Genomic DNA, 21,825 nt, shown 5'->3' with positions numbered 1-21,825 from the left:
TCAAGGAGGTGGACAACGATGGCAGTACCATTCCGCAGAACGTCGAAAACACGCAAACGTCTTCGCCGTACTCATTTCAAACTCCGTGTACCAGGTATGGTCGAGTGCCCAAACTGTGGTGAAATGAAACTTTCACACCGCGTTTGTAAAGCATGTGGCTCGTACAAAGGTAAAGAAATCGTCAGCAAATAAGCTGATTGATCGGTATAAAAGCGACCTTCGAATCGAGAAATCGGTTTTAAGGTCGCTTTTTTCATGAAAGGGGACATGAATAGATGAATGTTGGAATCATTGGCGCGGGTGCCATCGGATTGTTGCTTGCCTCTTATTTATCGGAAGAGCATGCAGTCACGCTTTATGTGCGACAAGAACAAGAAGAGGAACGACCAATCATTCACGATGGACAAGCGAGTCGTCTCGTACGGATCCGGAAGATTGATCGGCTCGAGTCAGAAGACTTGGTGTTTGTCGCGACAAAGTCGTATGATATAAAAAGTGTGATTCCATTCCTTAAACGGCTGACGTGTCCCGTCATGTTCCTGCAAAATGGAATGGATCATTTGAAATGGAAAGAGCAATTGCCGCATGTCTTATTTGGTGTCGTCGAACATGGTGCCATGCGTACTGCACCGTTTGAAGTCCAGCATACTGGAAAAGGACGCATCCGCTACGGGAATCAAGAGGTAGCGAACTTGTCGTCAAAGCAGCTATGCTTTGAATTCGAGTCAGATATGGAAACTGTCTTATTGACGAAGCTGTTCATCAACGTCGTCATCAATCCAGTGACGGCTTATTACGGTGTTGAGAATGGATCCTTATTAGAGATGCCTTATCGAGAAGAAGCCCGTCAATTATTTGACGAAATGCGGATGATCTTCCCGCACCATGACATTACTTATTCCGAGATCGAGCGGATCATGAAGAATACGAGCAAAAACCGTTCTTCCATGTTACGAGATCTTGAGTACGGACGACGAACGGAAGTAGAGCCGATACTTGGATACGCATTACGTCAGGCGACGACTGCGACGCCACGTTTATCTTTTTATTATGAACAGATCAAACAGAGGGAGGGTCCGCAGTGACAGTCTTCATCATTTTTCCTTTATTCAGCCTGATTGCGTTGTATCTCGTCTTTCTACTTCTATTTCGGAAACATGGGAAGGCCGTTCGATTTGCACTCGACTTTGGAACATTCATCGTGCTGTATGCGATTCATGTTGCATTGATTGCCTTGACCGGAACAAATTACTTAGGGTGGATCGTCATCGTCGTGTTGTTGGTGTTTGCGTTGAATGCGCTCTGGCAACGAATTCGTCAGCTTGATGTTGATTTGAGACAAATGATTCGCCACAGTTGGCGGATCATCATCTTGCTGGCATTACCCGTCCATTTCATACTGTTCGTACTCGGTATTCGTCAACTGTTCATCAGCTGACCAGTTAGGTAAGAAAGAAGGGATTTTGTTTGAAGGTACAACCATTTGAAGCCTTATACGATGAAAACTCGTTGATGCATCGTGCTTCACGAGAAGAATTCTTAACATATGTCGACCACCTTGGAGAGAGTGGTTTAGCGTCGAGGAGCCGTTTGCTTGAAGAACGTCACTATCCGCATCTTGATGCACTGACAGACGAAATCGAACGTCAAAATCCGAACATGACGGAGCGTTTGCGGGAACGTGTCGCGAAGCTTCGTACGGGTGAAGCTCAAGTTGTCATTACAGGGCAACAAACGGGTATCTTTGGCGGACCATTATATGCCATCTATAAATTGTTGACCTGTCTGAAGGTCGCGCAGCAGGCGGAGACGACACTTGGGAGACCTGTCGTTCCGATTTTTTGGCTCGCGACCGAAGATCACGATTTTGATGAGATTAACCATGTTTACGTTCCGACAGCGGATTATCAAACGCGTAAAATCGCTGTCACACCTTCAGAATCGATTGCCCGCTCGGTCAGTCGAATCTCTTTTGATCAAGCAGCACTTCTTGAAATCATCGAAGAGGCATTCCGAGCAATGCCAGAAACGGTTCATACGAAACGATTAGTTACGCGTCTGAAGCAACTCGTTGAAGAGTGTACATCGTATGGGATGTTTTTCTCGCAATTGATCGGTGAATTGATCGATTTTGATGTCGTCTTCTTTGATGCGGATACACAATCTGTCCGTGAACTCGAGATTCCGTTCTTTGAACGGTTGATTCAAGACAATGCGGAATTTAGACGAGCATTGAAGGATGGTATTTCGCAGACGCAAGAGTTACCGGATACATTCTTGAACGAGGAAGCGGCGCATCTTTTCGTCGATGATCACGGTCGTCAGTTGCTTTATCCGACAGCAGACGGATTCGAGACGAAACAAGGAAAGCAGTATACGGAGCTTGAATTGATCGCGTTGCTGTACGCCAGTCCGGAACGCTTCTCCAACAGTGTCGTGACGCGTCCATTAATGCAGGATTACCTGTTCCCGACGCTTGCCTATATCGGTGGTCCGGGAGAGTTAGCATACTGGACACGCTTACGACCGCTCTTTCATCATCTGAATTGGACGATGCCGTTATTGATTCCCCGCATGGGTGGGTTACTCGTGCGTCGTAGCGATGAAAAACGTCTTGCTAAACTCGAGGTGTCGCTCGAAGAAATCGTCCGGTCAGGCGTTCCGATTCCGGTTTATTCAGAAGAGAAGGTGACAGGACATATGCAGGCGGCAGCGATGCTAAAAGACAGTTTCGTCTCCGAATTTCTCTCGCTCGAACAGGGTTTACTGCGGACATCGAGTAAGAGTGAGAAGATCAAGAGACAGCTCGATCAAGCAGTCGCTAGTCTACTGGCAGAAGATCGACGTCAGTTTGACCGACAGACACGGCAATATAAAGAGACGGCTTACCATCTCTTTCCTGATGGAGCGCCACAAGAGCGGATTCATTCTGTCCTACCGTGGTTAAATCATCATGGTCTTAATTTTGTGCGGGACTTAAGAACAGCCTATGAAGCGAATACGAGTGACCAACTGAAGATTTTCCTCTAAACCTGCTGAAACTAGCAGGTTTTTTCGTTTTTTTAGCGAAAATTACACAAAAGTTAAATAAATCAAGGAAACTGTCTCATTTTCGTAACGTTTTCACGAGAGAATGTGATACATTGAAAAAGAGTAACGTCCTTCAAGGACAGTGAAAGGTGAGGCAGGACATGTTTGAGCATGAAACAGTATTGAAATGGGAGTCGATCGAAGGACTCGCGATTAAACCCGACGGTATTTACGTCGATTGTACATTAGGTGGAGCAGGACACAGCGAAGAAATCGTCAAGCAATTGACGACAGGTCATCTATACGCATTTGATCAGGATGATGTCGCTCTCGCTCATGCAGCAGAACGTCTCGCGGCGTATGAAGGTCGCTTTACTTTAATAAAGAGTAATTTTGCTTATCTGAAAGAGCAGTTGGCAGCACATGGCGTCGAGAAAGTGGACGGCATCTTATTCGATCTCGGTGTCTCTTCACCACAATTAGACGAAGGGGAACGGGGATTTAGTTATAATCACGACGCACGTCTCGACATGCGCATGGATCAATCTTCTCCACTTTCTGCTTACGAAGTCGTCAATGAGTGGTCGTACAATGATCTCGTACGTATCTTCTTTACATACGGGGAAGAGAAATTCTCGAAACAGATTGCGCGCAAAATCGAAAAAGCGCGGGAAGAGCGACCGATTGAGACGACGTTCGAACTCGTCGAATTGATCAAGGATGCGATTCCAGCACCAGCACGACGTAAAGGTGGTCACCCTGCGAAACGGACTTTCCAAGCAATCCGGATCGCTGTCAATGATGAACTGAATGTCTTTGACCGTGCGGTACACCAAGCCATTGATGTATTACGGGTCGGTGGACGTCTATGTGTCATTACGTTCCATTCACTTGAAGATCGCATGTGTAAACAAGCAATCAAAGAAAAATCATCACTACCCGAGCTTCCGCCGGGGTTACCGATGATTCCCGTCGAAATGGAGCCGGAACTCCGACTCGTCACACGTAAACCGATTACGGCTGGTGTTGAAGAGCTCGATGATAACCGTCGCGCCCGATCGGCAAAATTACGAGTTGCTGAAAAAATGAAAGAAACTTGAGAGGAGCATTCCAATGGCAGAACCACTTCGTAAATCGGTCCAAACGGTTCAACCCGTTCGTCAACAACCTGTTCAGGAACCACGAAAGACGGAAGATATCGCGCGTCGCGTCGCCGTCCGTCCGAAGTATCGCTTGTATCCATTTGAAAAATTCTTATACAGCGCGATGATTGGTGGTCTTGTGTTATTTGGGAGTTTGACGATCAGTACGCATAACGAAGCGTATAATGTGAGCCGTGATTTAGCGAAAGAGAACCAAGTCACACAATCACTCAAAAAAGAGAACGAACGTTTACAACTAGAGGTCACGAACTTAAGCTCTCCGGAACGGATTTATAAGATTGCAAAAGAACAGGGTCTTGATATGCGTAAAGGGAACATCAAGGTGATTCCTAAATGAATCCACTGAAAAAATCCCGTTGGAGAGTAGCCTTTATCATGGTGATATTTGCTACTCTCTTTTTTGTGTTCATTGGCCGATTTTTGTATTTAGCAACGACAAAACAGTTCCACGGTGAAGATATGATTGCATACGCGGAAAAGAAACGATGGGAGTCTCAAGAAACGCTTGGAGCAGAACGTGGCGAGATTTTCGACCGTCTCGGTTCCCCGATTGCGATCAATATTCCATCCTATCATCTGATTGGCGTTTATCGACTTGGTGGTGTCAAAGATCCAGATGAGACGATCGTCGACTTTAAAAAGACGGCTGAAGGTCTTGCGCCGATTCTTGGGATGACGACGAAGGAACTGGAGACCTATCTGATTGAAAACAAAGACCGTTCTCAAATTGAGTTCGGAAAAAAAGGAAATGATTTGACGCTCGATCAAAAAGAGAAGATCGACAAGTTGAAACTTCCCGGAATCCGGATGATTGAAGAGCCGAAACGATACTATCCGAACGGCATCTTCCTGTCCGATACACTTGGATTCGTTCAAAAGATAACCGAGGAAAATGGTCGAGTCGCTTTACAAGGTCAGATGGGAATCGAGAAGCAGTATGATAATGCTTTAAGTGAATCCTACGGAGCCCGTGTCTTTGAAAAGGATCGTAGCGGTAATCCGTTGATTCAAGGTGCGTCGCGTGTTTCGAACGAACCGAAGGATGGATCGAATCTCTATTTGACGATCGATCATCGAATCCAACAATCGCTTGAAAAAGAAATGCAAAAAATGTACAACACGTACAAACCGAAAAATGCGACGGGGATCGTCATGGATGCGAAGACCGGTGAAATCCTCGCCATGGCGGATCGCCCATCGTTCAACCCGAATTTACGTGATATGAAAGATTTCACGAATTTCGCCGTCTCGTCACGATTCGAACCAGGTTCGACGATGAAAATCTTTACGCTCGCAGCGGCGATTGATGCGGGAGTCTTCCGTCCGAATGAGATGTATAAATCGGGTAGTTATAACTATAAAGGGACGGTCATCAAGGATTATAACGATGTCGGTTGGGGAACCATTCCGATGATTGAAGGGGTCTATCACTCTTCAAACGTCATGTTCTCGAAGTTGACAGCAGAAAAACTTGGGATCGAACGGTATAAAGATTACTTTAAGAAGTTTCATTTTGACCAACGAACGGGTATAGACATCTCGGGAGAAGTAAATAGTCAATCCGACTTGTCTAAACCGTTGAATGCGCTCATCACCTCATGGGGGCAATCGACTGCGGTCACGCCGATGCAATTGCTTCAAGGAGCGACAGCAATCGCTGGAGACGGCGAGATGGTCAAACCGCATATCATCCAAAAAGCGGATCATACGGATAAGGCACCCTACCGAGCGAAAACAGAAGTCGTCGGTAAACCGATTTCTGCTGAAGCGGCAAAAGCAACACGCGAAGCACTCGACGGTGTCGTCAACAGTAAGCTTGGTACAGGTCAAATGTATAAGTTGAAAGATTACCGTGTCATTGGGAAGACCGGTACGGCTCAGATTTCTGAGAATGGAAAGTATATTCAAGGACAATTCATTCACTCGTTCATCGGTATGGCCCCAAAAGATGATCCGGAATTGATCATGTACATCGCGGTCGATCGTCCATCGAAAAACGAATCATCCGTCTCTGGTCCACTCATCATGAGTCCTGTGTTCAAGAGTGTCATGAATACGGCACTACAGTATCGTAGCATCCAACCGGAAACGCAAAAGGATTCGGTGGATGTCAAAGCGAAGATCACGCCGAGTTATATCAAGAAGAGTGCTCGACAAGCGACTGATCTAGCAAAAGAACAAGAGGCAGTTGCGGTCATCCTAGGCGATGGTGCTGAAGTCGTTTCGCAGATTCCATCCCGTGGACAGGAATTCGTCAGCGGAGAACGTGTCTTGCTGAAAACATCAAATACGTTCAAGATGCCAGATTTGACCGGTTGGTCGCAACGAGACGTCAAAAAGCTTGTCAGCTTATATGATTTGAAGCTCGACGTCATCGGTAAAGGTTTTGTAACCAAACAATCGGCTCGAACTGGTACACTAGTGAAGGAAAATGGAAAGTTGACGGTCGAACTAGCTGAACCTAAAGAGTAACGGTAGAGCAAGTTTCCTGATTTCTACAGGAAGACGAGGACGAACAGGAGTCATTCGTTGACTTTTGCATTCGTCCTCTTTTGCTGTCATCGAATGGAGGTATATATCATGTTAACAATTACGCAACTCGCTGAATGGTTGCATCTCGATGTGAAAGATGATCGTATCGTTCGTCATTTTGCAACGGATTCACGCGCACAACTAGAAGACGGTCTCTATGTTCCGATTCAGGGAGCACGCGTCGATGGTCATCGATTCCTTGAAGGTGCAAAAAACCAAGGATCGATCGTCACCTTATGGAAGAAAGGCATTGATCGACCAGACATCGATATCGTTTTCTTGGAAGTCGATGAACCATTGGTTGCCCTGCAACAAATCGCAAAACGATACTTAATGCAGATTGCGCCAAAAGTCGTCGCCATCACTGGATCAAATGGGAAGACGTCGACGAAGGACATGGTCGAAAGCGTACTCAAGACGACGTTCAAGACACATAAGACTCAAGGAAACTTCAATTCGGATATCGGAATGCCGTTAACGATTCTCATGATGCCGGCTGATACGGAAGTCGCTGTACTTGAGATGGGAATGAATGGATTTGGCGATATTGAATTCTTATCGAATCTAGCTGAGCCAGATATCGCGCTCGTCACGAACATCGGCGAATCGCATGCGGAGCAAGTCGGTGGACGCAGTGGCATCGCCAAAGCGAAGCTCGAGATTCAATCCGGACTCAAGCCAGGTGGTCATTTATTCGTTGATGGTGACGAACCACTTCTCGCAGAAGTTCAAGCAGAGAAGATTGGCTATCAGATCGGAAATACGTACCGGATCGAAACTAGGGAAGCAACGCTCTTTGGGACGGCCTTTACTTACGATGGCACCGCTTTTCACCTACCAGTGCTAGGGAAACATCAAGTCCGAAATGCAGCATACGCGATTGCGACAGCACGTGCACTTGGCGTGACGGACGCTCGGATTCAAGAAGGGTTCGATGCGGTTGAATTGACACCGATGCGGATGGAACGATTACTCTTTGAAGAGACTGCGGTCATCAATGATGCGTATAACGCGAGTCCGACATCGATGAATGCAGCGATTGAGACGGTTACTGCGCTGGAAGGGTATACGACACGAGTTCTCGTCCTCGGAGATATGTATGAATTAGGGGACCAAGAACGCTTATTACATGCCTCGGTCGGAAAGCGGATTGCGTTACCCGTCTCGCATGCTATCCTAGTAGGGGAGAAAGGCGCGTGGATTGCGGAAGGAATCAGCGATCCGTCTGTTCAAATCCAATTCGCAGCAACTGTCGAGGATGCTGCAAAACGATTGCGTCCGCTGCTCGGAGAACGAACAATCGTCTTATTGAAAGCGTCACGTGGGATGGCGCTTGAACGGATATTAACATATCTGAACGAAAACTAATTTTTGAAAAAAGGGTGTCTGCTATGATCACATTATTCATCAGTCTTATTCTTGCATTTCTTGTTGTACTACTCGTTATGCCAAAGGCGATTCCGTTTCTACACCAATTGAAATTCGGTCAGGAAATTAGGGAAGAAGGACCGCAATGGCATCAGGTCAAATCAGGAACACCGACGATGGGTGGAATCGTCATTCTTGTTGCGATGATCGTCAGCGTTCTCGGTGCAGTCGTCATGGGCGATCTATCGACGACACAATTATCGTTACTGTTTTTAACACTTGCTTATGGCGTTATCGGCTTCATTGATGATTACATCAAAGTCGTCAAGAAACGTAACCTTGGTCTGAATTCGAAACAAAAATTAATTGGACAAATCGTCGTCGGATTGTTATTCGTCTGGTTGAGCGGTGGATTCACGAGTGATGCGACGTATCTATCGATTCCATTTACAGATTTTGAGCTTGATTTCGGTATCGTCTACCCGTTTGTTGCCTTGTTCTGGTTAGTTGGCTTCTCAAATGCAGTCAACTTGACGGATGGTCTAGATGGTCTCGTGTCGTTCACAGCGATTCCAACATTCTTGTTCTTCGGATTATACAGTTGGTTTATCGCGGATGAAGTAGGCGCTGCTTGTTTTGCTTTCTCAGCGGTCGGTGCCTTGATCGGATTCCTATTATTCAATGCGCACCCAGCGAAGATCTTCATGGGAGATACAGGGTCACTTGCACTTGGAGCTGCACTAGCAGGTCTATCGATTGTCTTAAAACTGGAATTACTACTCGTCTTAATCGGTATCGTGTTCGTTGTCGAGACATTATCCGTCATTCTACAAGTCATCTCCTTTAAGACGACAGGAAAACGGATTTTCAAAATGAGCCCGATTCACCACCACTTCGAAATGGTCGGTTGGAGCGAATGGCGGATCGTCGGTACATTCGCAGGAATCAGCTGTTTGATGGCATTCATCGCCTATCTATTCGTGTAATAAAAAAGAAGAGAGAAAGTGAGCGATTCAACAATGGAACAACGACAATGGAATGATCAAAAAGTGCTCGTTCTCGGAACGGCGAAAAGTGGAATCGCAGCAGCTCGATATTTAGCGAGTGTTGGTGCAGAGGTAACGGTCAATGACGGGAAAACGCCGTCCGAGAGTGATCAAGCGACGCTTGCATCACTCGATGTTAAGACGGTCTATGGTGAGCACCCGCTCACACTACTCGACGATATCGATTTGATCGTCAAGAATCCAGGGATTCCGTATCACATCGATCTGCTACAAGAAGCTTTGCGACGCGACATTCCGGTTTGGACAGAAGTAGAACTGGCGTATCAAGCAACAGATGCGACGTGGATTGCCATCACGGGATCGAACGGGAAAACGACGACGACGACGCTTGTCCATGAATTGTTGAAAACCGGTACGCGGCGTGTACATTTGGCAGGAAACATTGGATTCCCGGCAATTGAAATCGCATGTCAGGCGAAACAGGACGATATCATCGTCATTGAATTATCAAGTTTTCAATTGATGGGGATCGAGCAATTCCGACCATACACGGCAGCGTTTTTGAATTTATCACCGGCACATTTGGATTATCATGGTGATTTTGAATCGTATGGCGAAGCGAAAGCCCGGATCTTTAAGAACATGAAAGAAACGGATCGTCTTGTCTTGAATGCCGATGATGCGTCCGTCAATGCGCTCGGAAAGACTGCTGAAGTAACGCCACTCTTGTTCTCTCGTCGTCAATCGGCATACGCAGAAGTCATGAACGATACGTTGACAATCAATGGGACGAGTATCTTACCTGTTGATGAACTGGCTCTCGGTGGTGGGCATAATGTCGAGAACGTTCTCGCAGCCTTAACACTCGTCGAACCGTTTAACTTAGCATTATCTGACGTTCAACACGTTCTACGGACGTTTGGTGGTGTGGAGCACCGGACACAGTTCGTTGGTGAAATTGCTGGTCGAAAAGTTTACAACGACTCAAAAGCAACGAATAATGTTGCAACAGAAGCGGCGTTGTCTGGATTTACGGCACCTATCATCTGGTTATGTGGCGGACTCGAGCGTGGAGCGGATTTGACACCGTTACTCGATTCAATGAAGCACGTCAAACACGTCATCGGACTTGGTGAGACAGGTCATCGATTCGGAACGCTTGCGTCAGAAAATGGCTATGCGTCGACCGTTGTTGAGGCGATGGATGAAGCGGTGAAAGTGGCGTTTGAAGTGTCACAACCCGGCGACATCATTCTTCTGTCACCAGCATCTGCAAGTTGGGATCAATACAAGACATATGAAGAGCGCGGCGATCATTTCGTTCGTGCCGTACATGAAGTAGGAGGAACAACAGTATGAAAATCGTCGTCTCTGGAGGCGGTACAGGCGGTCACATTTATCCGGCACTCGCTATGATCCGGGAGCTCGAACAACGCATGCCGTGTGAGGTCCTCTATATCGGAACAGAAAATGGTCTCGAAGCGGATATCGTCCGTCGCGCGGGAATTCCATTTGAATCGATTGAGATTTCTGGTATCCGTCGTTCCTTGTCGTTCGAAAACGTCAAGACCGGTATCCGGTTCGTCAAGAGCGTCCGGCGTGTTCGTCGACTACTGCGTCAGTTCCAACCGGATATCGTCGTCGGTACAGGTGGATTCGTTTGTGGACCGGTATTGTATACGGCTGCAAAAATGGGTTTCAAGACACTCGTTCATGAACAAAACAGTTTACCTGGTATCACGAATAAATTCTTAGCTCGATATGTGGATCGAGTTGCACTCTCTTTTAAAGGGTCTGGACATCACTTCGGTAAGAATGAAGCGAAGACGGTTTTAATTGGAAATCCGCGTGCTTCTGAAGTGGCAGAGCTCAACATCAATCCGCTTGAAGAGCGACAACGTTTCGGTTTTGAGGAAGGACGCCCTCTCATCGTCATCTATGGCGGTAGTCGTGGCGCACCTGCAATCAACGAAGCAGTCGTCGATATGATGCCAAAGGTCGAGCAAGCAGGCTGGTCGCTCCTCTTCGTTACGGGTCAAATTCATTACGATACGATCGTGTCACGCGTTGGTTCCGTGCCAGAACGCATTCAACTTCGCCCATTCGTATATGATTTACCGAACATCTTAAAAGCCAGTCAACTCGTCATTTCGCGTTCGGGAGCAAGTACGCTTGCAGAGCTGACGACACTCGGCTTACCGAGCGTGCTCATCCCGAGTCCTTACGTGACGGAAAATCATCAAGAGGTCAATGCCTCATCGCTCGTCGAGACAGGTGCGAGTCTATTGATTCGTGAACAGGAACTGACAGGTGATCGGTTGTTTGAGGCATGTGAAAAAGCGTTAGCACAACAAAAAATGATGTCTGAAGCGGCGCTTGCGCTCGGTATGCCGAACGCTTCACGGGACTTAGTTGATGAATTGTTACGATTGACGGCACAAAAAAACTAAACTATTGCAGGAAAAGACCGATAGGGAAATGAACTGTTACGTATGGAGGGGGAATGAGACGTGAGGGAACGGAGAGCGGTCGGACGACCACAAGAGGACGAGAACGTCCGTAGTCTCGAGGATAAGATACCTTATATCCGTGAACAACGTCGCAAAAAAGCCAACCGAAGACTCATTTATGTCCTGATTCTGATTGGTCTATTGGTCGGTGTCGTCTTTTATCTACAATCGAGTTATTCTCGGGTTGCTCGATTTGATATCGAGGGTAACGTCAATGTGAAGTCTGCTGATATCTTGCAAGCGTCGGGGATTAAGGTGAAGGAAACACACGCCTTTAATGTATCGGAGGAAGACGTTCTTGAGCGAATCGAAAAGGTTCCGGGTATTCAAGAAGCGACGATGCAAAAACAGTTTTTGCATCAATATCGCGTGACGGTGACGGAAGAGAAAGAGATTGCTTACGCGAAGGATAAACCGGGAGACCGGATTGTGCTTGCGGACGGAACGATCATTCCTGGAAAGTCGAAGGAAGAACTATTCGATGCTCCAATCTTGACAGGATTCACGGATCAGTCATTAAATCGATTGACGAAGGAACTTGTTAAAATCGAGCCGAAAGTACGGAGCCGAATCTCAGAAATCGTCGCAAACGATAAGACGGACAAAGGCGGTCTGAAGTTATTCATGACGGATGGGAATACGGTATTACTCAGTACGTCTGCCTTTTCAAATTCCTTGAATGAATACGTGAAGGTCATTTCTGCCTTACCGAAAGGAAAGACGGGAACAATTACAATTGATGGCGGTATCTATTTCAAGCCATATAAAGGGAAAAAATAGAAGATTCGTAAAGGGTTGACGAACAAAAAAACAAACGTGTGTTTTCATTCGTTGACCGTTGTTCGAATCGTCATCAAATCGTAATCTATTCGAACGCTAAGACGGGCAATAACTTCTTTTCGTAAGTATTTATATAGTGTAGACTTAAACGAGAAGAAGCCTGTCCTGTTCCTAGAATATAATTAGGAATAAAAAGGATTAGTATTATGAAAGTGGAGGTGTCACTCCCATGGAAACGAAAGGTACGATTGCCGCACTCGACATAGGGACATCGGAGGTGAAACTCATCGTCGGTGAACTACTTGGTGGAACGCTGAACGTTCTTGCTGAAGGTTCTGCACCATCCGCGGGTGTTAAACGAGGTGTCATCGTTGACATCGATCAAACGGTACATGCCATTAAACAAGCGGTCACGGAAGTGGAACGTACACTTGGTGAACCAATTGGTGAAGTATATGTTGCTATCTCTGGCGAACACATTCAAGTGAAGGATTGCCAGGGGATGACATCAATCAAAGGTGAGGACAATGAAATCACGGATGATGACGTGAAAGATGTTCTGCATTCTGCGATGGTCATGCGAATTCCAAACGAACTCAGTGTTGTCGATGTTCTGCCAAAGACGTTTACGGTCGATCAGCAAACGGAGATCACTGATCCTAGAGGAATGATTGGTTATCGTCTCGAAGTAACAGGGAAGCTCATCATCGGAGCAAAGACGATCCTACATAGCATTAAACGTTCCATTGAACGGGCTGGTTTAGAGCTTGCTGGATATGTGCTGGAGAGTTTAGCGGTATCTAGAATCGCAGCATCGATTGATGAACTCGAACTCGGTGTCGGAATCATCGACATCGGACATGAGACGACGACACTTTCCATCTATGAAAAGAATGATCTCGTCTACTCGACGACGTTGCCATACGGTGGCGATCATCTGACACGTGATTTGACGTATAAGATGAATTGTAAATATCAAGATGCGAAGCTCGCAAAAGAAGAGTACGGTGTTGCACTTGAAGCACTCGGTGATCCGGAAGAGAAAGTTTCTTACGTCACGATCAACGGGGAACATCGTTTCGAGCCACAATCAGAAATCGGTTTCGTATTAGAAGCACGACTTGAGGAAATCTTCGAGATGATTCAAAAACGAATGACTCAAGCCGGATACGCTCATATGAACAGCGGTTTAATCTTGTGTGGCGGAAGTTCTTCACTGCCGGGAATCGACCAGCTTGGAAAACGAATCTTCAAGCAGAGCGTCAATGTCTATCAACCTGCTAGTCTTGGTATTCGTCATCCGAAGTATGCCGTCGCAGCTGGTATGTTACGTTATGTACTTTCACGAAGCGCCGTATCGAAATCAGGTTTCGACCGCGCGGAAGAGAAGGAAGTCGTAGCACACGGACGTGAACAGGATGCACTGCTCATGAACGAACAAGCGACACCTGTTCGAGAAGAACGGTCGACACGTGAACAGCCTCCAAAAGAGAAAAAGTCATTCAGCAGTTTCTTTGAGAAATTCTTTGGTTAATGCCTACAAAAAATCCAATGAGTAAAAAATATTAGGGGGCCCTTTTTATGTTGCATTTTGATGAAATGATGGACCAAGTAGCAAAAATCAAGGTCATCGGTGTAGGTGGTGGCGGTTCGAACGCCGTCAACCGAATGATTGAACACGGTGTCCAAGGCGTAGAATTCATCGCAGTAAACACGGATGCGCAGGCATTGAACATGTCACAAGCTGACGTAAAACTACAACTCGGTGCTAAATTGACACGCGGTCTCGGTGCGGGTGCCAATCCGGAAATCGGTAAAAAAGCGGCGGAAGAGAGCCGTGAGCAATTAACAGAAATCCTTTCTGGTGCTGACATGGTCTTCGTCACAGCAGGAATGGGTGGCGGAACGGGTACAGGAGCAGCTCCTGTCATCGCGGAGATTTCAAAAGAGATCGGCGCATTGACAGTCGGTGTCGTCACAAAACCATTCATGTTCGAAGGACGTAAACGGATGCAACATGCTGTTTCAGGTGTCCAGAACTTCAAAGAAAAAGTCGATACGTTAATCGTCATTCCGAACGACAAGTTACTTGAAATCGTCGATCGGAATACACCAATGCTTGAAGCGTTTAAAGAAGCGGATAACGTCTTGCGTCAAGGTGTACAGGGTATCACTGACTTGATCGCCGTACCTGGTCTGATCAACCTTGACTTCGCCGATGTGAAGACGATCATGACTGAGAAAGGTTCTGCTTTGATGGGTGTAGGTGTCGCGACAGGCGAGCACCGCGCGACGGAAGCAGCGAAAAAAGCGATTTCGAGTCCGTTGCTTGAGACATCGATCGAAGGCGCAAAAGGTGTTCTGATGAACATCACGGGTAGTGCGAACCTCAGCTTGTACGAAGTGACGGAAGCCGCACAAATCGTCCAGAGTGCAGCCGATGAGGAAGTCAACTTGATCTTCGGTTCTGTCATCAACGATAACCTAGAAGATGAAATCATCGTCACAGTCATCGCGACGGAATTCGAAAACGAACCACTCGATTTCGAAATTCCATCGGCACAAGAGATGATGAAAAACCTCTTGAAGAAAAAACAAGCGACTCCACCACCAACTGAGGAGTCTAAACCACAAGTCGAAGAGACACCTGTCAGCTCGAATCCTGAACCGGCTAAAGCGCCAGATGTCGAAGAAACGATGGACATCCCATCATTCCTTCGCCGGAATAATCGTTGATCGATGTTCCAGTGACACGACTGCTAAACGATGAGGTGTCGCGAAAGCGGCGCCTCTTTTTTTAAAATCAAAGGAGGCATGAACATGTTTGGACAATGGATCAAATGGGATACACCGACGGGTACCGTACGTGCCGCCTTTACGACGAAGTTCGCAGCCCCTCATGAGAACGGAAATTTAGGATTACATGTCAACGATGATCGCGACGGTGTCATCCAGAACCGACAAGTCATCGCACGTCAGCTTGATCTCTCCCTCGAGAACTCGATTTGGGCACAGCAAGTTCACGGAAATCACGTCGAACAGGTGACGACACTTGACTCTGGGCGCGGTGCTTTGGATTACGAAACAGCGATTCCGGGTACAGATGGATTGGTGACGACCGATTCAAATGTCTTATTGATGATGCTGTTCGCTGACTGTGTGCCGCTTGTCTTCTGTGATCCGACGACAGGAATCATCGCGAATACGCACGCCGGCTGGCGCGGAACTGTCGGCAATATCGTCGAGGAAACAGTCAAGCAAATGGAACGTGTGGGTGCGAGTCGTTCATCGATTCAAATGGTCATTGGTCCATCGATCCGTGATTGTTGTTACGAAGTCGATCAACCCGTCATCGATGCAATCGATTCGCTTGAACTCGATGAGTCTCCTTACATACGCAAGGAAGATGGAAAAGCGATGTTATCGCTACAAAAAACGAACGCTGCGCTAGCTGAGCGTTGTGGAGTCGGTGATGTCCTTGACACAGGTCTATGTACACACTGTCAGGCGGAAGATTACTTCTCTTATCGCCACGGCGACCACGGTGGTCGCTTTGCAAGTTTGATCGTAAAGGAGTCATTGGATGTCAATTCTTGATAATGTACAAGAGGTTACGAAACGAATGGAACAAGCAAGTGAAAAGAGTTCTTCTGAAAAGCAGGTACAGTTGATTGGCGTGACGAAATCAGTCTCAAGTCAAGTTGCTTCTGAATTATTAGCAGCAGGTGTGACCCATCTCGGTGAAAATCGCCCGGACGGATTGCTCGAAAAACAGGCAGAGCTCGGACGAACCGCCTGTACATGGCACTTCATCGGTACGCTACAAACGCGTAAAGTTCGTCAAATCATCGATGCCATTGACGTGCTGCATTCCCTTGACCGTCTTCATTTGGCGGAAGAGATCAATAAACGAACGGACCGAATCATTAATTGTTTCATTCAAGTCAACGTTTCGGGAGAAGAATCGAAGCAAGGCATCGCGCCTGAGGATGTACCGTCGTTCTTACATGAAATCGGTCAGTATCCAGCGATTCGTGTCATCGGACTGATGACGATGGCACCGTTAACGGAAGATACGACGCGTATCCGTGAGGTATTCCGGTCATTAAAAACATTGCAAGAAGAGGTCAAGGCGAAAAAATTGTCGTATGCTCCATGTACGGAGTTATCTATGGGAATGTCATCGGATTTTGAGATCGCCATCGAAGAAGGGGCGACGTTCGTCCGAATCGGGACAACGCTCGTTCATACCTAAACGAGAAGAAGGGAGAATGGATATGGGTTTTAAATCAAAAATGCAAAATCTATTTCTCGGCAACAGCGACGATTTAGATGAACTTGAATATGAAAATGATGCTACAATAAATAAAGGTAGAGGTGCTTCACAACAAGAGTACGAAGAGTATTACGAGGAATCTACCCCAAGTGTTACTCAAAAGGAGGACAGCGTGAGACAATCGAATATCGTGCCGCTTCATGCGACGAAAAAAACGAAATCGCAAGTCATCTTGAGTGAACCACGTGTCTTCAATGAAGCCCAGGAAATCGGGGAACATCTTCGTCAGAACCGTGCTGTCATCGTCAATATGCAGCGTATGTCAAAAGATCAATCACGACAGATGATCAATTTCTTATCTGGTGTCGTCTTCGCTCTCGATGGAACGATTACGACGATCAGTCAGAATACCCTCCTCTGTGTTCCGAACAACGTCGAGTTGGCTGGTAGCATCTCGAATCTTCTTGGAGAAGATGATATTAATCATAAGGGGTGGTAAGTATGGATTCTCAAGTGATGTACGCGATTGGTCGTACATTAAGTACGTTATTACAGTATTACAGTTACGTCATGATCGTTTATATCCTGCTTTCGTGGTTCCCGAATGCCCGTGATTCTAAATTCGGACAAGTGCTCGCGATGTTAGTCGAGCCATTCCTAGCGCCCTTCCGTCGTATCATCCCGCCTATCGGGGGCATGCTGGATATCTCGCCGATTGTAGCCTTCCTCGTCTTGAACTTGGCTCAATCGGGTATCCGAGCAATCTTTTTAGTATGAGCGTATACGATCATTATCGTGGAAGCGAGCGGGAATTCGTCGATTCAGTCTTGAACTGGATCGATCATGTGGAAGCGACCTATACGTTCAAATTAACGGATTTCCTAGATCCACGTGAACAACAAATCACACAAGAACTCGTCGGTTCGAAATGCGCCCTCTTTTTTGAGGGCGGTTTCGAAGGCGCTGAACGTAAACGGGCAATCCTCGCACCAGATTATTATGAATACAACGCGGATGACTTTGACATTTCCATCTATCGCATTCATTATCCTACTAAATTCGTTGAACTTTCTCATCGTCAAGTCACCGGTACATTATTGAACGTCGGATTGAAACGAGCAAAATTCGGCGACGTCATCATTCAGGATCAAGTACAGTTTGCCGTCGCGGACGAAGTCGCGACCTATATCGAAGCAAACGTCGAACGAGCAGGGAAGACGAAGATTCGTCTTTCGCGTGTTGAGGCGGAAGACCGTTTGAAAGTGAAGGATCAAGAGTGGGAAGAGACACTTGGGTTCGTCAGTTCACTTCGGTTCGATACGGTCGTGAGTGAAATTTTAGGCTTCTCACGTCAAAAAGCACAGACGCTCATTAAACAAGGTGAAAGTAAGGTCAATTACAAAGTAGTGGATGATTCGAGCTTCATGCTAGAAGAAGGCGACTTGCTTTCCTTGCGTGGAACAGGACGCGTCAAGTTGATTGCAATCCTCGGATCAACGAAACGTGACCGGATCAAGCTACAATACGGTATTTTAAAAGGATAAGATAAATGCGGAGGAGGAATTCATCATGCCATTAACGCCACTCGATATTCATAATAAGGAGTTCACACGAAAGTTTCGCGGCTATGACGAAGATGAAGTGAACGAATTCCTAGATCAAGTCATCAAGGATTTTGAATTGTTGTTACGTGAGAATCGTCAACAACAGGAAGTCATCCAAAACATGCAAGCACGTGTTGATTACTTCAGTTCGATGGAAGAAACATTGAATAAATCGATCATCGTCGCACAGGAAGCAGCTGAAGAAGTCAAAGCCAATGCTTCAAAAGAAGCGAGCTTGATCCTAAAGCAAGCAGAACGTGAAGCAGAGCAGTTGCAAGATGCAGCGCAACGTCGGGCACAACGGACAGACTTCGAAGTAGAGCAAATGCGCAAAAAAATCGAACTTTATCGTAATCGATTCAAAGTATTGATCGATGCGCAGATGGAATTATTGACGAGCCATGACTGGGATGCGTTTGACTTCTCTTCTCGTGGAGCGCTTGACGATGTTCCAGCAGTTGCGTATAATGACGACGATGTCGTATAAATAAAATCAATGACAAGGACACGTCGCATCTTGGACGGTTGACAGCGAATCGGGGGAATGGTGGAAGCCCGAGCAACGAAAAAGATGAGGTATCCCCTTGGAGTGTATGACTGAACGTTCGCTGAACAGTAAGTCATGCCGGCTCACTCCCGTTATCGAGTTCTTAAGCGGTCCTGCGTCGTCAAAATGGCGAGCAGGATTAGTAGGGTGGTACCGCGAGTTCAGCCAAGCTCGTCCCTATCTCAGGGATGAGCTTGGCTTTTTTTGTACTTTTAAAGCGAAAGGTGAGAGATGGTCAGATGGATTATAAAGAAACCTTATTGATGATGAAAACGGAGTTTTTAATGCGAGGCAACTTGCCAAAACGTGAACCAGATATGCAAGCACGATGGGAAGAGATGAATCTCTACGCTGCGGTCCAGGAAAAGAATGCTGGAAAGCCAACGTTTATCCTCCACGATGGTCCTCCGTATGCGAATGGTGACATCCACATGGGTCACGGATTAAACAAAGTCTTAAAAGACATCATCGTCCGCTACAAATCGATGAATGGCTTCCAGTCTCCGTACGTGCCTGGTTGGGACACACACGGATTACCGATCGAGACCGCGCTTCAAAAAGCCGGTGTTGATCGTAAATCGATGACGGTCGCAGAATTCCGTGAATTATGTGCGAAATATGCGCTGGAACAAGTCGATCACCAACGCGAACAATTCAAACGCCTCGGCGTTCTCGGGGACTATGACAACCCATACATCACTCTTCAACCAGAATTTGAAGCAGCTCAAATTCGTTTATTCGGGGATATGGCGAACAAAGGCTATATCTACAAAGGGAAGAAACCGGTCTATTGGTCACCGTCTTCTGAATCGGCACTAGCTGAAGCAGAAATCGAATATCAAGATAAACGGTCAGCGGCCATCTATGTCGCGTTCCAAGTCATGGACGGAAAAAACATCCTAGAGCCGACGGATCATTTCGTCATCTGGACGACGACACCATGGACGATTCCAGCGAACCTCGGAATCTCTGTCAGTGCGGAATTGACGTATGCGCGGATCGAGTATCAAGGAAAAGGCTATATCGTAGCGGAAACACTTGTTCCTGAAGTCATCGAAGCACTCGGATGGGAAGATGCAACAGTCGGACGTGTCTTTAATGGTGCGGACTTCGAATACATGAAAGCAAAACATCCACTGTACGACCGTGAATCACTCGTCATGCTTGGCGATCACGTTACAGCGGAAGCGACAGGTGTCGTTCATACGGCTCCAGGTCACGGGGAAGATGACTTCCGCATCGGTCAAGCTTACGGTCTAGACGTCCTTTGCCCAGTCGACGATAAAGGGATCATGACAGCAGAAGCACCTGGATTCGAAGGCATGTTCTATGAAGATGCGAATAAAGAAATCGGTCTTGCCCTCGAAGAAGCCGGTGCACTCTTGAAACTATCGTTCATCAAACACTCGTATCCACATGACTGGCGGACGAAAAAACCGGTCATTTTCCGGGCAACACCACAGTGGTTCGCTTCAATCAAAGACTTCCGTGCGGAAATCCTTGATGAGATCAAAGGCGTCCAGTGGGTACCAGAGTGGGGGGAAACACGTCTCCACAACATGTTCAAAGACCGCGGCGACTGGGTCATCTCACGTCAACGTGCTTGGGGCGTTCCACTTCCAATCTTCTACGCTGAAGATGGAACGGAAATCGTCACACCAGAAACGATTGATCATATCGCGAATCTATTTGCAGCTCACGGATCAAATGTCTGGTATGAGCGCGAAGCAGTCGACTTGCTTCCTGAAGGGTTCACACATCCAGCAAGCCCGAACGGTATCTTCAAAAAAGAAACGGACATCATGGATGTCTGGTTCGATTCTGGTTCATCACATGCCGGTGTCCTTGCGACACGTCCTGAATTGACACGTCCAGCGGATCTCTATCTTGAAGGATCTGACCAATATCGTGGTTGGTTCAACTCGTCGCTATCGACAGCCGTCGCAACGACAGGAAAAGCACCATACAAAGCGGTCGTCAGTCACGGATTCGTTCTGGATGGTCAAGGTCGCAAGATGTCGAAATCGATCGGTAACACGATTGCACCAATCCAAGTCATGCAACAATTCGGAGCTGAGATTCTTCGCTTGTGGGTGGCATCTGTCGATTATCAAGCTGATGTCCGGGCATCGATGGATAACTTCAAACAAGTCTCAGAGTCATACCGGAAAATCCGCAACACGGTTCGTTTCCTTCTCGGAAACTTGGATCAATTTGATCCTGCGGCGCATCGTGTCGCATTCGAAGACTTACCAGAGTCAGATCGTTTCATGCGGACGAAATTGGACCAACTTGTTGGAAAAGTAAAAGCGGCATATGATGCGTACGACTTCATGTCGGTCTATCAATTGCTCCACAACTTCTGTGTCCTTGATTTGTCATCGTTCTACCTCGATTACACGAAAGATATCCTGTATATCGAAAAAGCAGACGCGACATCGCGTCGTGCGGTTCAGACGGTCATGTATGATACAGTCGTCGCATTGTTGCAATTGATGGCACCGGTCTTGCCTCACACAGCAGACGAAGCATGGGAATTCGTACCAGCTGTTGAGACGAAGAGTATCTTCCTGACAGACCTTCCGGAAACGGTCGAAGTCTCAGAAGAAGGACTTGCCCTCATCGAGAAATGGAACGCGTTCCTGACGTTCCGCGATGATGTCTTAAAAGCACTTGAGGAAGCACGCGTTGAGAAACTCGTCGGTAAGACACTTGAAGCGAAACTCTTGCTTGCGCCGAAGGAAGAAACAAAAGCTTTGCTCGGAACAATCGATCATCTTGAGCAGTTACTCCAAGTCTCACAACTCGAATTCGTGGAAACAGCGGATAAGATGTATGAGACGACCGGCATCACGGTTCAAAAAGCTGACGGTGAAAAATGTGAACGTTGTTGGACATATTCGACGGAACTCGGACAAGATCCGGCTCATCCGACGCTTTGCCCACGTTGTACTGAAGTCGTCAATTCTTTATAATGATACAAAGGGAGGGGCGACTGCGACTTCGCA

General features: G+C 46.9%; 21 protein-coding genes. All 21 read left to right on the top strand.

The genetic code is table 11. The features are described 5' to 3' along the window. Positions 1–18: 18 nt before the first annotated feature. The 21 genes from rpmF to ileS all read left to right on the top strand — a co-directional run bounded on the left by rpmF (position 19) and on the right by ileS (position 21,792). Positions 19–192 (top strand): 50S ribosomal protein L32, encoded by a 174-nt coding sequence (rpmF, locus tag AC3B4V_RS05650; RefSeq protein WP_012370841.1) that lies wholly within the window; start codon positions 19–21, stop codon positions 190–192. 83 nt (positions 193–275) lie between these two features. Beyond that, entirely contained in the window at positions 276–1,085 is an 810-nt protein-coding gene (locus tag AC3B4V_RS05645) for a ketopantoate reductase family protein (RefSeq protein ID WP_488377960.1), read from the top strand. Next, positions 1,082–1,438, top strand: a complete 357-nt coding sequence (locus AC3B4V_RS05640) for a DUF3397 domain-containing protein (RefSeq protein ID WP_023468811.1) — start codon at positions 1,082–1,084, stop codon at positions 1,436–1,438. Before AC3B4V_RS05645 ends, AC3B4V_RS05640 begins: the two co-directional genes overlap by 4 nt. Before the next feature lie 29 nt (positions 1,439–1,467). Beyond that, positions 1,468–3,030, top strand: a complete 1,563-nt coding sequence (gene bshC / locus AC3B4V_RS05635) for a bacillithiol biosynthesis cysteine-adding enzyme BshC (RefSeq protein ID WP_488377959.1) — start codon at positions 1,468–1,470, stop codon at positions 3,028–3,030. Between the two features lie 161 nt (positions 3,031–3,191). Continuing rightward, positions 3,192–4,130: a 16S rRNA (cytosine(1402)-N(4))-methyltransferase RsmH gene (gene rsmH / locus AC3B4V_RS05630; protein WP_214859722.1), complete on the top strand. Its 939-nt coding sequence runs from the start codon at positions 3,192–3,194 to the stop codon at positions 4,128–4,130. 13 nt (positions 4,131–4,143) lie between these two features. Next, a complete protein-coding gene (gene ftsL, locus AC3B4V_RS05625; RefSeq protein ID WP_023468808.1) occupies positions 4,144–4,530 on the top strand; it encodes a cell division protein FtsL in 387 nt (128 codons plus the stop codon). Positions 4,531–4,595: 65 nt separating this feature from the next. Continuing rightward, entirely contained in the window at positions 4,596–6,665 is a 2,070-nt protein-coding gene (locus AC3B4V_RS05620) for a penicillin-binding protein (RefSeq protein ID WP_488377958.1), read from the top strand. Between the two features lie 108 nt (positions 6,666–6,773). Next, positions 6,774–8,093: a UDP-N-acetylmuramoyl-tripeptide--D-alanyl-D-alanine ligase gene (locus AC3B4V_RS05615; protein WP_251138110.1), complete on the top strand. Its 1,320-nt coding sequence runs from the start codon at positions 6,774–6,776 to the stop codon at positions 8,091–8,093. 23 nt (positions 8,094–8,116) lie between these two features. After that, positions 8,117–9,079 (top strand): phospho-N-acetylmuramoyl-pentapeptide-transferase, encoded by a 963-nt coding sequence (gene mraY / locus AC3B4V_RS05610; protein ID WP_050677532.1) that lies wholly within the window; start codon positions 8,117–8,119, stop codon positions 9,077–9,079. Between the two features lie 33 nt (positions 9,080–9,112). Beyond that, positions 9,113–10,459, top strand: coding sequence for a UDP-N-acetylmuramoyl-L-alanine--D-glutamate ligase (gene murD, locus AC3B4V_RS05605; protein WP_214859724.1), 1,347 nt, complete (start codon positions 9,113–9,115; stop codon positions 10,457–10,459). Continuing rightward, positions 10,456–11,550 carry an undecaprenyldiphospho-muramoylpentapeptide beta-N-acetylglucosaminyltransferase gene (gene murG, locus AC3B4V_RS05600; RefSeq protein WP_488377957.1) on the top strand — a complete coding sequence of 365 codons (1,095 nt, stop codon included), beginning with the start codon at positions 10,456–10,458 and terminating at the stop codon, positions 11,548–11,550. The genes murD and murG overlap by 4 nt, the downstream gene beginning before the upstream one ends. A gap of 60 nt (positions 11,551–11,610) precedes the next feature. Beyond that, positions 11,611–12,390, top strand: a complete 780-nt coding sequence (locus tag AC3B4V_RS05595) for a cell division protein FtsQ/DivIB (RefSeq protein WP_214858048.1) — start codon at positions 11,611–11,613, stop codon at positions 12,388–12,390. Positions 12,391–12,619: 229 nt separating this feature from the next. After that, positions 12,620–13,924 carry a cell division protein FtsA gene (ftsA, locus tag AC3B4V_RS05590; RefSeq protein ID WP_029342138.1) on the top strand — a complete coding sequence of 435 codons (1,305 nt, stop codon included), beginning with the start codon at positions 12,620–12,622 and terminating at the stop codon, positions 13,922–13,924. A 47-nt stretch (positions 13,925–13,971) separates the two neighbouring features. Further along, entirely contained in the window at positions 13,972–15,126 is a 1,155-nt protein-coding gene (gene ftsZ, locus AC3B4V_RS05585) for a cell division protein FtsZ (RefSeq protein ID WP_029342137.1), read from the top strand. Positions 15,127–15,210: 84 nt separating this feature from the next. Beyond that, on the top strand, positions 15,211–15,987 hold the full coding sequence (gene pgeF / locus AC3B4V_RS05580; protein WP_488377956.1) for a peptidoglycan editing factor PgeF: 777 nt from the start codon (positions 15,211–15,213) through the stop codon (positions 15,985–15,987). Further along, entirely contained in the window at positions 15,974–16,645 is a 672-nt protein-coding gene (locus AC3B4V_RS05575) for a YggS family pyridoxal phosphate-dependent enzyme (RefSeq protein ID WP_064299617.1), read from the top strand. Before pgeF ends, AC3B4V_RS05575 begins: the two co-directional genes overlap by 14 nt. A 193-nt stretch (positions 16,646–16,838) precedes the next feature. Beyond that, a complete protein-coding gene (locus AC3B4V_RS05570) occupies positions 16,839–17,165 on the top strand; it encodes a cell division protein SepF (protein ID WP_231496839.1) in 327 nt (108 codons plus the stop codon). Positions 17,166–17,167: 2 nt separating this feature from the next. Beyond that, the gene (locus tag AC3B4V_RS05565; protein ID WP_023468796.1) at positions 17,168–17,443 is read left to right on the top strand and encodes a YggT family protein; all 276 of its coding nucleotides are present in this window, start codon (positions 17,168–17,170) and stop codon (positions 17,441–17,443) included. After that, entirely contained in the window at positions 17,440–18,210 is a 771-nt protein-coding gene (locus AC3B4V_RS05560; protein ID WP_029342133.1) for a YlmH family RNA-binding protein, read from the top strand. Before AC3B4V_RS05565 ends, AC3B4V_RS05560 begins: the two co-directional genes overlap by 4 nt. Positions 18,211–18,235: 25 nt before the next feature. After that, positions 18,236–18,757 carry a DivIVA domain-containing protein gene (locus AC3B4V_RS05555; RefSeq protein ID WP_023468794.1) on the top strand — a complete coding sequence of 174 codons (522 nt, stop codon included), beginning with the start codon at positions 18,236–18,238 and terminating at the stop codon, positions 18,755–18,757. 299 nt (positions 18,758–19,056) lie between these two features. Next, the gene (gene ileS / locus AC3B4V_RS05550) at positions 19,057–21,792 is read left to right on the top strand and encodes an isoleucine--tRNA ligase (protein ID WP_488377955.1); all 2,736 of its coding nucleotides are present in this window, start codon (positions 19,057–19,059) and stop codon (positions 21,790–21,792) included. Positions 21,793–21,825 lie beyond the last annotated feature (33 nt).

This window comes from Exiguobacterium sp. E17S (genome assembly GCF_057772545.1).
This window is presented reverse-complemented; position numbering and strand designations above follow the sequence as displayed.